Here is a 16,534-nt window from a genome sequence, read left to right on the forward strand (position 1 = left end):
TGGATTTGGAATACTTATTTCTTTCTCATAGGCATTAAAATTAGAAGTTAAAACTTTTATTTGTGTGCTGAACTATGCTGATTTAAAGTCAGAAAAATAATAGGTTCTATGTCTTAGTTCTTGTAGAACTATAATATAGTAGATGATAAGATGGAATAGAATGCATGTTGTTGATAATCAATGGGAAGTATTGGGGGCTGTAAACGTGTAATAGTGAAATACTCACTCTGTTTCTACCCGTTGATTGATTAAATGAGAATAATTGAAAAACTTATTTGTAATTTAAATATGAAATATTATTGAAAAATAGTATGACTTTTTCAAACTAATTAGTATATTTGCGCACGAATCGTTGATTTTTAGCAAAAAAGATGGTAAATCTATTGCTTAGTTAGATGCGTTAGTTTAGATACAAATGGATTAACAGACTGTTTTTTGTGCTAAGTTCTACAAGAACTTAGTTTAATTATTCCTCTATTCCTTTTTAATTGGTTGATTGTTTCGGTCAGACCGGGCGAAAAACTCACTTCTTAAATATAAAGCATTTTGGCAGTCGTTTAATTACGGGTGTAAGGGAGAAACTATTTAATTGCTATTTGGATAGTACACAGCGTGATAAAGGTTGTTATATTCTCAAAGAGTTCTCATGCCTTTGAGAAAAAATTCTCACCACACTGAGAAAAAATTCTCAATGCAATGAGAAAATTTTCTCAAAGGCATGAGTATTTTTTCTCAGTGCAGTGAGAATATAATGAAAGCTTCAATAAAAAAGCCAACTAAATCCATAATGGGTTAGTTGGCTTTTATATTAGAGGATTTATCCTTTGTTTCGGGAATATTTATTCTTCCGCTTTCAATGATTCATCGATAACCTTGATTTTCTGTAATACCAGTTCAAGGTCAGCTTTCAGTTTATCCACTTTTCGATTCAGTTCAGTCAGCAGGCTGCTACCTTTCTTGGAAGAAGAAGTAAGGAATCCCAGGTTATTTTCATAAGTCTGAAGTTCATTCTTCATATTCTCATAAATACGTACCAGTTTTTCCCGTTCTCTATATAAAGACTGAGAGCCTCCTCCTTGGATATTGCTGATGTTTGAACGGAAATTGCTTAATTTCTTGTTGGATGCACTGATGTTGAAACGGTCGAACAGTTGATCGATCAAGCCATGATATTGCTTATACAATTTGTCTTTCTCCTTGAACGGAACATGACCGATGGTATTCCACTCCTTCATCAGTTCGCGTACCAAAGTGCTGGCTTCGTCAGTATCCATGTTTTCATCGATTGAAGCTAATTTTTCAATCAACGCTTTCTTCTTCTCCATGTTCTCTATTTCTACAGAACGTTGTGAAGAAGTAGCCTTGTTTTTCTGGTCGAAGAAATAGTCACAAGCAGTGATGAAACGTTTCCATACGGCATCCGAGTATTTCTTGGCTACCGGACCGATTGTTTTCCACTCTTTCTGCAATTTGGTCAGCGCATCAGCAGTTGCTTTCCAGTCGGTGCTGTCCTTCAGTGCTTCTGCCTTTTCGCAAAGTGCTTTCTTCTTTTCCAGATTCTCGTTCATTCCTTCTTTCAGAGCCTTGAAGAATTCTCCTTTCTTTTTGAAGAAGTCATCGCAGGCATGACGGAAGCGTTCGAAGATCTTCACATTCATCTTTTGGGGAGCGAATCCGATTGTCTTCCATTTGTTTTGCAGAGCAATCACTTCCTGCGTCTTGTTCTCCCAAGCCGAGAATGTTTTCAGTTCATCATATTCAATTGCTTCTACAATTTCGCAAATGACAGTTTTTTGATCCAGATTGTGCTGTTCCGATTCTTTCAGCGCTTCGAAATGTTGCTGGTGACGGCGGTTTACAGCCGTAGAAGCAGCCTTGAAACGGTTCCAGATTTCGTCACGCAGTTCTTTAGCTACCGGACCCGTATCACGAAATTCCTGATGCAGCTTCTGAAGTTGGTGGAAAGCGGAAACTACATCTTCTTCGTCAGCAAGCTTTTCGGCTGCTTCGCAAAGATGAGTCTTGATCTCCAGATTCTTTTTGAAGTCGTATTCACGAAATTCGTTGTTCAGTTTCAGCAGATCATAGAATTTCTCTACGTACAGTTGGTAATTCTTCCAAAGTTCATTCACCTTGCCCTGCGGAACCAGTTTGGTTTCGTTCCATTGTTGTTGCAGCTTTTTGAACTCTGTATAAGATTTATTGGCATCATCACCCGATTCTACCAGTTCTTTAAGTTCTTCGATAATGGAAAGCTTGACTTGCAGATTTTCTTCTTTCTGACGTTCCTGTTCGGCTACAAGTTGACTTCTTTTCTCTTTGATCGATCCCATGAGGCGTTTGAATTCCTCTTCTGTCGGATCATCCTTCGGAGTGAAGTCTTCGGCAGCGCCTCCATTGTCGATAAATTGCTTTTTAGCAGCTTCTAACTCGGCGTTGTGTAACTTGTAGAATGATTGTTTTAGATTGTCAATTTCCTGCTTGTTTGCGTTTTCCGAGTCTTGCGCAAGCTCTTTCAATCGGTTCAGTACGTCTTCCTTTGTGGCAGGTTTAGGTGCTGCTTCAGTCTGAACTTCGGCAGTAACTTCTTCAGTAACTTTTTCGGTACCTTCTTCAGTCGGAGTCTCTGTAATGGCTTCAGAAACCTCAACTGTTTTCTTTTCTTCTTCTAACTCCCCTTGGTTCAAGGGAAGATTAGTGTCATGAGCGTCCATCATTGTATATTAGTTTTGGGTCACAAAATAATGAAATAAAACGATTACTTCATACTCTTTTGCTTATTTTTTTTTGATTATCGCATTTTTATGATAATAAAACAGTAATTCCCATGTACAGCATCATACCGATTATGTCATTTGTGATGGCTATAAACGGACCTGTTGCGATGGCGGGATCTATTTTTAGTTTCTCCAGTGTCATCGGGACCAGTGTGCCGAAGATGGAGGCGAACATCACAACGGCAAACAGACTGATGGATACGGAATAAGTAACCGTAGCCGTCGCACCGAACCGGATAAAGTTGTAGGTATATACCAGCAGGGAGATGATGGTAGCATTGATTAAGGCTACTACCGCTTCCTTGGTCACTTGCTTGAAAGTGTTTTTGGCGTCCAGTGAACTATTGGCAAGCCCTTGTACGATGATAGCGGAAGACTGTGTACCGACGTTTCCTCCCGTACCGCCAATCAGCGGAATGTATAATGCCATTTCGGGGTGTGCGGCAAAGGTTGCGTCGAAATTTCCCAATATCATGGAGTTTCCGATACCTCCGATCATGCCGATCAGTAGCCAGGGCAGTCGGGCTGTGGTCTGTCTTAGTACGTTGTCATCGGTTTCTACGTCCTGCGAAAGACCGGATGCCAACTGGTAATCACGTTCCGACTGTTCACGAACTTCGTCCATGACGTCGTCGACGGTGATCTGTCCTATCAGTCGGCCGATGCTATCCACCACGGGGATGGCAACAAGGTCATACTTTTCGATGGTTTGCGCCACTTCATCGATGGAAGTGTCTACGTGTACGGAGATCGGGTCTTTCTGCATCACGTGTTTCACTTTGGAGACAGAAGGGGAGGTGATCATCTTCTTGAGCGGGAAGATTCCCCTCAGGCGTTCATCGTCGTCAATGACATATACATAATATATTTCGTCCAGTTCTTCGGCTTGCTGACGCATTTCCTTCAGACACTCGGGCATACTCCAGTTCTCGTTCACGACTACCATTTCGGTGCCCATCAGACCACCGGCGGTGTTTTCGTCATATTTCAAGAGGTCCACGATGTCTCCTGCCTGTTCGATGTCTTCGATGTGCGAAAGAATTTCTTCCTGCTTGTCTTCGTCGAGGTCACGCATCAGGTCTACGGCATCATCCGTGTCCATGTAGTCCACAAAGCGCTTGGCGATTGTTTCCGAAGGGATCATTTCGAGGAACTCTTTACGAACGTCCTCATCCATTTCGACGAGTACGTCGGCCGCGGTTTCATTGTTGAGCAGGCGGTAGACAAACCGGGCTTCTTCCGGGTTCAGGTCATCACACAATTCAGCGATGTCGGCGGGATGAAGGTCGACAAGAAGTTCTTTAACCTTATCGGCATCTTTTTGCTCGATAAGGTGTTTTACGTTGTCAATGTATTCCTCGTTCATCTTTTTGTTTACGATTAAACGTTTTACAAATTACGGGTTTCGCTCACTATCGGTCAGTTACCGGATGCGGTGGCTGTTTTCAGCGCTTCTTCCACCTGGTTGGTCAGACTGATGAATTCTTCCACCGACAGTTGTTCCGGGCGCTTGTTAAATAATGCATCCTCCGTCAGCGGGCAGTCTTTGCCTAAAATCGGCTTGATAGAGTTGCGTAATGTTTTGCGTCGTTGGTTGAAGGTGGTCTTCACCACTTGTTTGAACAGTTTTTCGTCGCATCCCAGTTCCTTGGTATCATTGCGGGTCATGCGGATGACGGCGCTTTTCACTTTTGGGGGCGGGTTGAAAACATGTTCGCTGACGGTAAAGAGATATTCTACTTTATACCATGCCTGTATCAGTACGCTCAGGATGCCGTAGGTTTTGCTGCCCGGTCCGGCAGCGATACGTTCGGCTACTTCTTTCTGTATCATTCCGGTACAGCAAGGGATGATGTCCTTGTTTTCCAGCATCTTGAAAAATATCTGGCTGGAGATGTTGTACGGGTAATTACCGGTCAGTACGAAAGGCTTTCCGTCGAACAACCGGTGAAGGTTCATTTTCAGAAAATCGTCTTCGATAATGTGATCCTCCAGTGACGGATAGGCTTCACGGAGATAGGCAACCGATTCGTAGTCTACTTCAACGACTTTTACCAACCGGTCTTTTTTTACCAGAAACTGGGTCAATACTCCCATACCCGGTCCTACCTCCAATACAGGCAGTTCGGGGAAGGTGTCGACTGTATCGGCAATATCCTGCGCTACTTTCAGATCTTTCAGAAAGTGCTGTCCGAGAAACTTTTTAGGCTTTACTAATTTCATTTACCAACTAAATAATTACTTTTGCAGCCGACAAAGGTAATTCTTTTAAATGAAGAATGAAGAATTAAGGATGAAGAAACTACTAAAAAAGACGCTGAAGCTGATATTACCGATTGTTTTAGGCGGCTTTATTCTATACTGGGTTTATCGCGACTTTGATTTCAGCAGGGTCGGCGAGGTATTACGGCATGGTACGAACTGGTGGTGGATGCTTTTTTCGCTCTTGTTCGGGGTGCTTGCTCAGGTATTTCGCGGGTGGCGGTGGCGGCAGACGCTGGAGCCGCTGGATGCTTTCCCCAGAAGAAGCGACTGTGTGAATGCCATCTTTATTTCTTATGCCGCCAGCTTGGTCGTTCCCCGGATAGGGGAGGTGAGTCGTTGCGGGGTGTTGGCGAAGTATGATAATGTCTCGTTTGCCAAATCGCTGGGGACAGTGGTGACGGAGCGACTGGTAGATACATTGACCATTTTTCTGATTACCGGTATTACTGTATTGCTGCAAATGCCGGTGTTTGTCACTTTCCTTGAAAATACGGGGACCAAGATACCTTCTTTTGCTTATCTTTTGACTTCGGTATGGTTTTATATCGTCCTGTTTTGTTTTATCGGGGTGGTGGTGCTTCTTTATTATTTAAGGAAAACGCTGTTTTTCTATGAACGGGTGAAAGGCTTTGTGTTGAATATTTGGGAAGGAATCATGTCTTTGAAAGGAGTACGCAATATTCCTTTGTTCATATTTTATACATTGGCCATCTGGGCTTGTTATTTTTTTCATTTCTATTTTACGTTCTATTGTTTTGCATTCACTGCTCATTTGGGCATTCTTGCGGCACTGGTAATGTTTGTCGGCGGTACGTTTGCTGTTATTGTGCCGACTCCCAACGGGGCGGGACCGTGGCATTTTGCTATCATGGAGATGATGATGCTTTACGGAGTAAATGTGACGGATGCCGGAATATTTGCTCTAATTGTGCATGGTATTCAAACTTTTTTGGTAGTTTTGTTGGGTGTATATGGTTTGGCGGCTTTGCCGTTTACCAATAGACAGCGAAAGTAATCACTTAATAAAAATAGATTTGTTATGAGTACTATTCTTTCTTTAGCTCCACAGAATGTGTGGAAGCATTTTTATTCGTTGACTCAGATTCCCCGTCCGTCCGGACACATGGAGAAAGTGACTGAATTTCTGATTAACTTCGGAAAAGGCTTGGGACTGGAATCTTTCGTAGACGAAGCGGGTAATGTGATTATCCGTAAACCGGCAACTCCGGGCATGGAAAACCGGAAAGGTGTAATTCTTCAGGCACACATGGATATGGTTCCTCAGAAGAATAATGATACAGTTCATGATTTTGAAAAAGATCCTATCGAAACTTATATAGACGGTGACTGGGTAAAAGCCAAAGGTACTACGCTGGGTGCTGATAACGGACTGGGTGTAGCTGCTATCATGGCTGTACTGGAAGCGAATGATCTGAAACACGGTCCGCTGGAAGCATTGATCACTAAAGATGAAGAAACCGGAATGTACGGTGCATTCGGCTTGAAACCGGGTACGGTAAACGGAGAAATCCTGCTGAATCTTGACTCTGAGGACGAAGGCGAACTGTATATCGGTTGTGCCGGTGGTATGGATGTGACTGCTACGCTGGAATATAAGGAAGTAGCTCCCGAAGAAGGCGACGTCGCTGTTAAAGTAAGTCTGAAAGGTTTGCGTGGTGGACACTCCGGATTGGAAATCAATGAAGGGCGCGCCAATGCCAATAAGCTGTTGGTACGTTTCGTGCGTGAAGCGGTTGCCAGCTATGAAGCCCGCCTGGTAAGCTGGGACGGTGGTAATATGCGCAATGCGATTCCTCGTGAGGCATGTGCGGTACTTGCCATTCCTGCTGAAAACGAAGAGGAACTGCTGGGCTTGGTGAAATATTGCGAAGACTTGTTCAATGAAGAGTTCTCTGCAATCGAAACTCCGATCAGCTTTACGGCAGAACGTGTGGAGCTTCCTGCCGGTGAAGTGCCCGAAGAAATTCAGGATAATCTGATTGATGCCATCTTTGCTTGTCAGAATGGTGTGACCCGTATGATTCCGACCGTTCCCGATACGGTGGAAACATCTTCTAATCTGGCTATCATTACGATTGGCGGTGGTAAGGCTGAGATTAAGATTCTGGCCCGTAGCTCCAGCGATAGTATGAAAGAGTATCTGACTACCAGTCTTGAGTCTTGCTTCTCTATGGCAGGCATGAAGGTAGAAATGACTGGCGGCTATTCAGGATGGCAGCCGAACGTTGAATCACCTATTTTGCATGCGATGAAGGAATCTTATAAACAGCAGTTTGGAGTAGAACCCGCAGTGAAAGTAATTCATGCAGGTTTGGAATGTGGTATTATCGGTGCTATCATTCCGGGGTTGGATATGATTTCATTTGGTCCGACATTGCGTTCGCCGCACTCACCGGATGAAAGAGCTTTGATTCCTACCGTACAGAAGTTCTATGACTTCCTGGTGGCTACATTAGCACAGACTCCGACGAAATAAGGATTCTTTTCCTATTTATATAATAGGTATCATATAGTAAAAAGGCATGGAAGATTATCTTCCGTGCCTTTTTGTCATATTTGCTGCCATTGAAATTATAATTCTGCCTTATAACAAATAAATTAATTGATGCAAATCAATTAATATGCTATAAAACATAAATTTCTTTCCTTTTTCGGCTCAATCTATAAACAATGGTCGTATTTTTGTGTTATAAAACATGTAATTAGGAGGATAACAAAATGAAAAAGTTAGAAAGATTGTTTAGAAAGATCGGCAATGCCGATGTACATGTTTGGGGATACTCAACACTTGGCATACTCCCCAAAGAGAAGATTTAAGTTTTTTAGTTTTCAGGTATTAGTAATTTTAAAGGTTTAAAGATTATGGCAAAGAAAATGAGTTCATTAATTAGAAAAATCCTCAGTGAAGTAGGTCGCAACGAAATGCTTTCATGGGGGTACAGAATTGAAAAATGAGATTCAGTACATTAACTAAGCTTGAGTGGGGATGCGTTATTGAAAACGTTATCCCCACTTTTTATTCTGTCATTTAGGCTGTATAGTGGTTAATCCGCGTTCTTTATCTTTCTGTTTTCCATGTTCCGATAGTTCTTGTCGCACTATCAAAGTTTACCCCCACTTTTATTATTTTCCAGTCTCCCACCTGATAGGGAATGGCATACTCCTTACTATTAATCTGCGCCAATGCTTCTTCCGGTGTACCGTCCACTTTAAATTCAAAGACATAAAGGGTATCTTGTAATTTTACAATGGCGTCAGCCCTTCCGATAGCTGTATCTACTTCCACATCTATATATTGCCCCATCAGCCTGAAAAATAGATAGAAGATGGTTTGGTAATGTTTCTCTTCTTTATTATTTAACTTATTAGGGATAGAAGCGAAGAAGGACTTTAGTCTTTCCAGGCATCCATCCAAATTTCCGGCACGTAAGTCTTTAATAAATGATACTATATAAAATGTATTCTCTCGTGCGGGCAAATGTACATAAGCAGGCATGAGAGATTCGAGAAATCCTTTCCTGACTTCCTTGTTGGGGTAAGCTAGGGTATAGAGCTGAAAACTCGGGTCATATCCTTTAATAGTGAGATAGCCGCTTTGATAAAGTACTGGAAGAGGGTCGGTAATTCTATTAGTGGGAGCATCAAATTGTTCTGCTGTAGCAGTAGTGTCATCCAACTCACGGATATCAAAGTTACTTTCTTGTAGGAGATCTATCAAAAAAGTGGGAGTACCGGTAGAAAACCAAAAATTGGAATACTTTTTTTGTGCGAAAGCATTGAACAGACTGAATGGATTATAAATATCCTCGCTATTTTCACTAAAATGATATCCGTCATATTGTTGTTTCAGATGAGTACAAGCTTCTTCATATGTTTCGTTATTGGCTTGAGCCATCTGTTCGATATCGATTTGCAGTGTGTGTACCTCTTGTTCGGTAATGCCGCATATAGCGCTATATTCATCCCACATACTGATATTTTGCAAGTTGTTCAGTTCGCTAAAGATACTCATTTGACTGAATTTGCTGATACCTGTGATAAAAAGGAAACGGATATATTGGCCTTGCGCTTTCAAAGGGCTGAAGAAATCGCGCATAATATCACGAATTTCTATTTGCAATTCCGTATTGTTATTACTGTCCAGCATGGGAGCATCATATTCATCTACAAGTATCACAACTGGTTTGCCGGTCTGTGTATATGCGCGTTGTATGATTCCCTTTAAACGAAGGCTGAAAGTCGTTTCTCCTTCTTCGCGTCCATATAATTTTTCCCATTGCAGTAACTGGTAATTAATGACGGCTGATAACGCTTCGGCAGTCATATATTTACTCACACTGAAATCAATATGTAGCACCGGATAAACAGCCCATTCTTTTTCCAGAGTTTCCATTGCCAATCCGTTGAACAAGTCTTTCTTTCCGGAAAAATAAGCTTCGAGTGTAGATACTAGCAGACTTTTCCCGAATCGTCGGGGACGGCTTAAAAAATAAACCTTATTTGTGTTTGTCAAACGGTAAATTAACTCCGTTTTATCAACGTACACATAACCATTATTTCGCAAATCTTCGAAATTCTGTATTCCTATCGGGTATCGTCTGAGTCTCTCGTCCATCTAAATTACATTTTTATATGAAACATAGACAAAGATAGAACTAAATAGGGGAAAATCAAAGATCAAAAAGTATATTGTTGTTTTCTTCCATTTTTATTTTCGTATTTCTTTTCACATAATATACTCTTGTTTTCTTCCCATATTACGATACATTCTTTTAGCTCCTCACCTGTTTTATTTCTATTTGTGTATATATCGGTCTCATGGTGAAAAAATGACCTTCTTAAAAAGGGAATATTTAAACAGTCAGGAAGGCGCTAATGCCAACATCATATAAATATAGAATGAAAAAGCTTCGGCATTTGTAACTATGATATTTACTCTTTTTATGAATTGGATGGTTTTGTGATTAAATTGAAGCTGTCTTGATCTTAAACTGGTTATTTGGTAACTTTATTGAAATTTGATGATTCATTATGCTATTGTTATCATGTTTGTTATTGTCGATAAACTAGAGAAAAATAGCCTCCCTATGCCTCTTTTATTACTTTTTGGCCAGTGATAAATAAGTTCCTCGGTGAGGAAAGAGTCGTTGGTTTAAAAGGAACATCCCGTTGGTTTTAAACCAACGAAGGTTTTGTTGGTAAGAAAAGATGCATATTTCACGTACCTTTATGTAATATTAGTCTATATTTCTGCATATTATTACACTTATTTATGCGAATTATTTGCTGGTTCACTATTTTTTGATCAACTGAATTTCTAATATAATCTTAAAAATCGAACATTGCTGTCTCTTTTTCAAATTTGGTATCAGATGAAATAAGACAATTATTGAAAATTAATTGAAAAAGAATAAATCTTTAAACTTTTATTCCTTACTTTGTTATTTATACAGATATATATCAAACTTAAACTGGAAAGATTATGAAAATAAGGCAGATTTGTATGCTGGTGCTATTATGTCTGGGAGTGATTCCGGCAGTGCAGGCACAAACTTACGACAAATTATGGAAACAAGTGGAGCAGGCAGAAAAGAAGAGCCTGCCTGAGACTGTGATAAAACTGACTGGCGAGATTTATCAGAAAGGGGAGAAAGAAAAGAACTCTCCACAAATGCTGAAAGCGTATATGTGGCGGATGAGATACCGGGATATGCTGACCCCAGATAGCCTGTATACGAACCTGAATGGTTTGGAACTGTGGGCAAAGCAAACTGACCAACCCATGGACCGAGCTGTATTACATTCGCTGATAGCCGAGATTTATTCAATGTATGCTTTTAACAATCAATGGCAACTCCGGCAACGGACAGAGATTGTAGGTGAAGCTCCTTCGGCAGATATGAGGGAGTGGACAGCAAACATGTTTGTAGAGAAAGTGAGAACAAACGTAAAGGAAGCAATGGCGGATTCCGTACTATTGCTTAACACATCTTCACGTACTTATATTCCTTTTGTTGAGTTGGGCGAAACAAGTGAATACTATCATCATGATATGTATCATCTGCTGGCTACCCGCGGTATTGTAGCTTTACAGCAGGTAGCGGGATTGGATCGTGCCACTCCGGTGGAAGATATTTCGGAAGATTCGTCTGCTGAAAAAGAATCTTCGGTGAAACAGGATATTATAGCAATTTATGGAAATATGATTGCTGCTTATAAAGCATCCGGTTTGAAAGAAGGCTATGTGTTGACAGCGCTCAGCTATTTAGAGTGGAGACGTGATTCAGATAGAAACATCCGCCCTTTCGGACTGAAGAAAGGATTGTCGGGATTAACAGAAGATACCTACGTTACTGCACTGAATGAACTGAAAAGCAGATTTAAATCAGAGAGTATTTGTGCTGAAGTTTATTTGGCCCAGGCTCGCTATGCGATTGAAAAAGAACAGCAAACGTCAGCTTTGCAGCTTTGCGATGAGGCCATCCGTTTATACCCCGGTTATCGTAGAATTAACGCTCTGAAGAATTTGCGCGAAGATATCCTGTCACCGTTTCTGAATGTAACTGCGGCTGCAACAGCTTTCCCTGGTGAGGAAATCGAAATAAGAGCTTCGCACAAGAATCTGGATGGATTTACACTTCGTCTTTATCAGGCAAAGAAGTTGATAAAGGAACAGCACTTTGCAGTTCTTCGTCCCGAAGACTACCGGACGCAGGATACGGTATTTACCTTTAAAGCGCCGGAAGTCGGACAATATGTAATGCGTATCGTTCCGGATATTCGTGCCAAGAGAGACAGTGAAAGCAAATTCAATGTGACACGTTTCAAAGTATTGACCTGCCGTTTACCGGGAAATCAATATGAGGTAGTGACGCTGGACGGACAAACGGGACACCCTATACCGAATGCGAAAATAACTCTTTATACGAATGACGAAAAAGTATTGCAGGAATATATAACTGGGGCAGATGGCAAAGTTGTCTTCCCCTGGAAATCCGAATACAGATATTTGAAAGCTGCTAAAGGTATCGATACCGATATGCCGTTTCAAAGCATTTACGGTGGAAGTTATGGATATTACGGAGATGAAAACAAGGTCTCCGAAGGAATGACTTTGTTGACGGATCGTTCTTTGTACCGTCCTGGTCAGATCGTATATGTGAAAGGAATTGCCTATGTACAGAAATCTGATACGGCAAATGTACTTCCGAACAAGGACTATACTGTTGTTTTGATGGATGCAAATAATCAGGAAGTTGGACAGAAAGCGGTTCGTACCAATGAATTCGGCTCGTTTACTGTCGATTTTGCATTGCCATCCGCTTGTCTGAATGGGATGTTTTCGTTGAAAGCCGGCGAGGGAAGAACGAATATTCGCGTGGAGGACTATAAACGTCCGACGTTTGATATTACTTTCGACAAGCAGCAGGGCAGTTATCAATTGGGCGATAAGGTAGAGGTGAAAGGTAAGATACAGTCTTATAGCGGTGTGTTGCTGCAAGACCTTCCGGTAAAATATACAGTGAAGCGTTCTGTTGTCGATCTTTGGAGACTGGCGGAAAGTACGCAGATTGCTTCCGGTGAGGTAATTGCCAATGAGGACGGGGAATTTACGATTCCGGTTCTTCTGGAAGAAAATAATGCCTATAAGAATAATACCAGAATCTATTACCGCTACTCGATAGAGGCTACTGCAACCAATGTAGCAGGTGAAACACAGTCGTCTACAGATGTGATAGCAGCAGGTAACCGTTCACTGATTCTACAAACAGAATTAAAAGAGAAGACCTGTAAGAATCAACCGTTTAACACTGTATTTAAGGTACAGAATCTGAATGGGCAGCCTGTTGAAGTAAAAGGTACATTCTCCCTCTATCAGGCGAAAGATGCGGACTTCAAGCAACTGGACGAGAATCCGGCTGCAACAGGTACATTTACTTCCAACGAAGAAATGACGATTGAGTGGGGAAACCTTCCTTCCGGACCGTATGTGTTGAAAGCTGTCGTAAAAGATGGACAGGGCAAAGAAGTGACGGCTGAGGCCAACACCATTCTTTTCTCCCGCGAAGATAACCGTCCGCCGGTAGAAACGACCGTTTGGTTCTATGAGGCAAATACGGAATTTGATGCAACGCATCCGGCCGTGTTCTGCTTCGGAACTTCGAAAAAAGATGCTTATGTGATGATGAATGTATTCTCCGGTAATAAGTTGCTGGAAAGCAAGACTATGAATCTGTCCGACACAATTGTACATTTTAAATATCCATATCAGGAAAGCTATGGTGACGGAGTACTGGTAAGTTTCTGTATGGTAAGAGACGGACAAGTCTATCAGGAACAGGCAAGGCTGAAAAAGCGTCTGCCGGACAAGACATTGACCATGAAATGGGAAGTATTCCGTGATAAGCTGCGTCCCGGACAGAAAGAAGAATGGAAACTGACTATTAAGACACCGCAGGGACAGGCTGCCGAGGCAGAAATGCTAGCAACTATGTACGATGCTTCGCTGGATAAGATATGGAATAAAAAACAGAATTTCAGTGTATTCTATAATCAGATCATCCCTTATTCTAGTTGGATGGGCGGATATTTCGGTAATAATTCGTTCAATTACTGGTGGAATAATAAATACTTCAAAGTACCGACAATGGAATATGACTATTTTGTGACGCAGGGAACGATGTCGATGGACCAGGCGTTGAATGGAATGGTGCCGGGAGTGATGGTCAGAGGATATGGCGTGCAAAAGCAGGCCTCAATGACGGGCAGTATGATGATACGGGGCGTTTCGAGAAGCAAGGCGGAAGCAAAATATGTACCTGCTTTGGCTGGAAGTGTTGCTGAGGATGCGGTATTTGAATCAGAGTTAGTGTCAGTAGAGGCAGGCAAGCTGGACGGCGCATCCGAAGAAGAAACTCTTCCCGAAGCTCCCGCCGATTTGCGTACGAACCTTGCGGAAACAGCCTTCTTCTACCCACAACTTCGTACCAATGAACAAGGCGAAGTTTCCTTCTCCTTCACTATGCCCGAAAGTCTGACCCGCTGGAACTTCCGCGGTTACTCTCATACCAAAGGTATGCTGATGGGCACACTGGACGGTGAAGCCACTACAAGCAAAGAATTTATGCTGACTCCTAATCTACCTCGTTTCGTACGTGCCGGAGATAAGACATCTGTTGCCGCCTCCATTTCCAACATGACCGGAAAGCCGCAGGCCGGTACGGTGAGCATGATTCTCTTTGATCCGATGACGGAAAAGGTAATCAGCACACAAAAACAGAAGTTTACCGTAGAGGCCGGAAAGACAATCGGCGTCAGCTTCATGTTTACCGTGAGTGATAAATACGAGATACTGGGATGCCGGATGATAGCCGACAGCGGTACCTTCAGTGATGGTGAACAGCAGCTACTTCCCGTGCTTAGTAATAAAGAGCATCTGGTAGAAACGCTTCCGATGCCTGTCCGTGGAGAAGAAACACGTACTTTCTCTCTCGACAGCCTGTTCAATCATCATAGTAAGACGGCAACCGACCGTAAACTAACCGTTGAATTTACCGGAAATCCTGCCTGGTATGCTATTCAGGCATTGCCTTCATTGAGCCTTCCGGGAAATAATAATGCCATTTCGTGGGCTACCGCTTACTACGCAAATACACTGGCTTCCTACATCATGAACAGCCAGCCACGTATTAAAGCTGTATTCGATAGCTGGAAGCTACAGGGTGGAACCAAAGAAACCTTCCTGAGCAACCTGCAAAAGAATCAGGAAGTGAAGAATATCCTGTTATCCGAATCTCCGTGGGTACTCGAAGCGCAAACGGAAGAACAGCAGAAAGAACGTATCGCCACTCTGTTCGATCTGAACAATATCCGTAGTAACAACATTGCCGCATTGACAAGATTACAGGAGTTGCAGAATTCAAGCGGAGCATGGTCGTGGTATAAAGGTATGACCGGTAGCCGTTACGTCACTACCTACATTGCCGAATTGAATGCCCGCCTGGCTATGATGACAGGTGAGCAACCAAGCGGCACGGCGCTTGCCTTGCAGAAGAATGCCTTTACCTATCTCCATCAGGAAGCTCTGAAGGAATATAGAGAAATTCTCAAAGCACAGAAAGACGGGGTGAAGTTTACAGGTGTTTCCGGAAGTATCCTGCAATATCTGTATCTGATCGCTCTGTCCGGCGAACAAGTTCCGGCTTCCAATAAAGCCGCCTATACTTATTATCTGTCCAAGATAGGCGAAATGCTTCCGACCGCTTCGATGGATACGAAAGCGATTGCCGCTATCATTCTGGATAAGGCCGGACGGAAGAAAGAAGCTCAGGAGTTCATCGCTTCACTGAAAGAACATCTGACGAAGACGGACGAACAGGGAATGTTCTTTGCCTTCAATGAAAATCCCTATTCCTGGGGCGGAATGAAAATGCAGGCTCATGTAGACGTGATGGAAGCACTGGAACTGACAGGCGGAAATAACGATACCGTAGAAGAAATGAAACTCTGGCTGCTCAAACAGAAGCAGACCCAACAGTGGAATTCTCCGGTAGCTACTGCCGATGCCGTCTATGCCTTACTGATGAAAGGCGTAAACCTGCTCGACAATCAGGGAGACGTGCGTATTGTCATTGCCAATGAGGTGCTGGAGACTGTCTCTCCAAGCAAGACTACCGTACCGGGACTGGGCTATATCAAACGCTCGTTTACACAGAAGAATGTAGTGGACGCCCGTAAGATAGAAGTCGAAAAGAGAAATCCGGGCATTGCGTGGGGAGCCGTTTATGCGGAATATGAATCACCCATCAAGGATGTGAGACAACAGGGAGGAGAACTGAATGTGCAAAAGCAACTGTATGTGGAACGTATGGTGAACAATGCTCCTCAACTACAGCCTATTACAGAAAAGACCGTTCTTCAGGTAGGCGATAAAGTAGTTTCCCGTTTGAGTATTCGTGCAGACCGTGCGATGGACTTCGTACAGTTGAAAGATCAGCGGGGCGCCTGCTTCGAACCGATCGGCAGCGTATCCGGTTACAACTGGAGTAATGGAATCGGCTATTACGTAGACATCAAGGATGCTTCCACCAATTTCTTCTTTGACCATTTAGGAAAAGGAGTGTATGTGTTGGAGCATAGCTATCGTATCAGCAGAGTAGGAACCTATGAGACAGGTTTGGCAACCATGCAATGCGCCTATGCGCCGGAATACGCTTCACACTCGGCTTCGATGACAATTATTATTAAATAACGCACAGAGAAGATTTCTTCTCCACCGGTGAGCAGGGCACTCGCCACCGATAAGGAAGGTGTTCCCCACCGATGAAGGTTACCTTCATCGGTGGGGAACTTTTTGTTGATGAATACTGCGTTGCAGGAGTTGTCACAGGGTAAAGTATTTTCTCAAACGGTGTTAATCTATGTAATCTGTGATGAAAAACTCATCTAAAACTCCTACATTTGTGGACCAA

7 protein-coding genes are annotated in these 16,534 nt (G+C 42.6%); 3 read left to right on the forward strand and 4 right to left on the reverse strand.

The genetic code is table 11. The annotated features are described in order from the left end of the window. Window positions 1-839 precede the first annotated feature (839 nt). The 3 genes from BT_RS20395 to rsmA all read right to left on the reverse strand — a co-directional run bounded on the left by BT_RS20395 (window position 840) and on the right by rsmA (window position 5,000). Window positions 840-2,717 carry a DUF349 domain-containing protein gene (locus BT_RS20395; protein ID WP_008764283.1) on the reverse strand — a complete coding sequence of 626 codons (1,878 nt, stop codon included), beginning with the start codon at window positions 2,715-2,717 and terminating at the stop codon, window positions 840-842. Window positions 2,718-2,802: 85 nt separating this feature from the next. Further along, complete coding sequence (mgtE, locus tag BT_RS20400; RefSeq protein ID WP_008760927.1) at window positions 2,803-4,143, reverse strand: magnesium transporter; 1,341 nt, start codon at window positions 4,141-4,143, stop codon at window positions 2,803-2,805. A gap of 53 nt (window positions 4,144-4,196) precedes the next feature. Further along, window positions 4,197-5,000 (reverse strand): 16S rRNA (adenine(1518)-N(6)/adenine(1519)-N(6))-dimethyltransferase RsmA, encoded by an 804-nt coding sequence (gene rsmA, locus BT_RS20405; protein ID WP_008760928.1) that lies wholly within the window; start codon window positions 4,998-5,000, stop codon window positions 4,197-4,199. 70 nt (window positions 5,001-5,070) lie between these two features. Here rsmA and BT_RS20410 point away from each other — a divergent pair, with 70 nt between their 5' ends. Both BT_RS20410 and BT_RS20415 read left to right on the forward strand, forming a co-directional pair. Further along, entirely contained in the window at window positions 5,071-6,057 is a 987-nt protein-coding gene (locus BT_RS20410) for a lysylphosphatidylglycerol synthase transmembrane domain-containing protein (protein ID WP_008760929.1), read from the forward strand. A 24-nt stretch (window positions 6,058-6,081) separates the two neighbouring features. Continuing rightward, entirely contained in the window at window positions 6,082-7,539 is a 1,458-nt protein-coding gene (locus tag BT_RS20415; RefSeq protein WP_008764285.1) for an aminoacyl-histidine dipeptidase, read from the forward strand. A 582-nt stretch (window positions 7,540-8,121) separates the two neighbouring features. Here the strand turns inward: BT_RS20415 and BT_RS20420 are convergent. After that, window positions 8,122-9,678 carry an ATP-binding protein gene (locus tag BT_RS20420; RefSeq protein ID WP_008760930.1) on the reverse strand — a complete coding sequence of 519 codons (1,557 nt, stop codon included), beginning with the start codon at window positions 9,676-9,678 and terminating at the stop codon, window positions 8,122-8,124. A gap of 867 nt (window positions 9,679-10,545) precedes the next feature. On the opposite strand from BT_RS20420, the gene BT_RS20425 reads away from it, so the two are divergent. Beyond that, the gene (locus tag BT_RS20425) at window positions 10,546-16,314 is read left to right on the forward strand and encodes an alpha-2-macroglobulin family protein (RefSeq protein ID WP_072066367.1); all 5,769 of its coding nucleotides are present in this window, start codon (window positions 10,546-10,548) and stop codon (window positions 16,312-16,314) included. The last annotated feature ends 220 nt before the right edge of the window (window positions 16,315-16,534 follow it).

Source organism: Bacteroides thetaiotaomicron VPI-5482, assembly GCF_000011065.1.
GTDB classification, from domain to species: Bacteria; Bacteroidota; Bacteroidia; order Bacteroidales; family Bacteroidaceae; genus Bacteroides; species Bacteroides thetaiotaomicron.

Bases quoted from the DNA above. Each gene is read 5' to 3' on its own strand.
- BT_RS20410 (WP_008760929.1), top strand. From the start codon at position 5,071: ATGAAGAAACTACTAAAAAAGACGCTGAAGCTGATATTACCGATTGTT.
- mgtE (WP_008760927.1), bottom strand. From the start codon at position 4,143: ATGAACGAGGAATACATTGACAACGTAAAACACCTTATCGAGCAAAAA.
- BT_RS20395 (WP_008764283.1), bottom strand. From the start codon at position 2,717: ATGATGGACGCTCATGACACTAATCTTCCCTTGAACCAAGGGGAGTTA.
- BT_RS20425 (WP_072066367.1), top strand. From the start codon at position 10,546: ATGAAAATAAGGCAGATTTGTATGCTGGTGCTATTATGTCTGGGAGTG.
- rsmA (WP_008760928.1), bottom strand. From the start codon at position 5,000: ATGAAATTAGTAAAGCCTAAAAAGTTTCTCGGACAGCACTTTCTGAAA.
- BT_RS20415 (WP_008764285.1), top strand. From the start codon at position 6,082: ATGAGTACTATTCTTTCTTTAGCTCCACAGAATGTGTGGAAGCATTTT.
- BT_RS20420 (WP_008760930.1), bottom strand. From the start codon at position 9,678: ATGGACGAGAGACTCAGACGATACCCGATAGGAATACAGAATTTCGAA.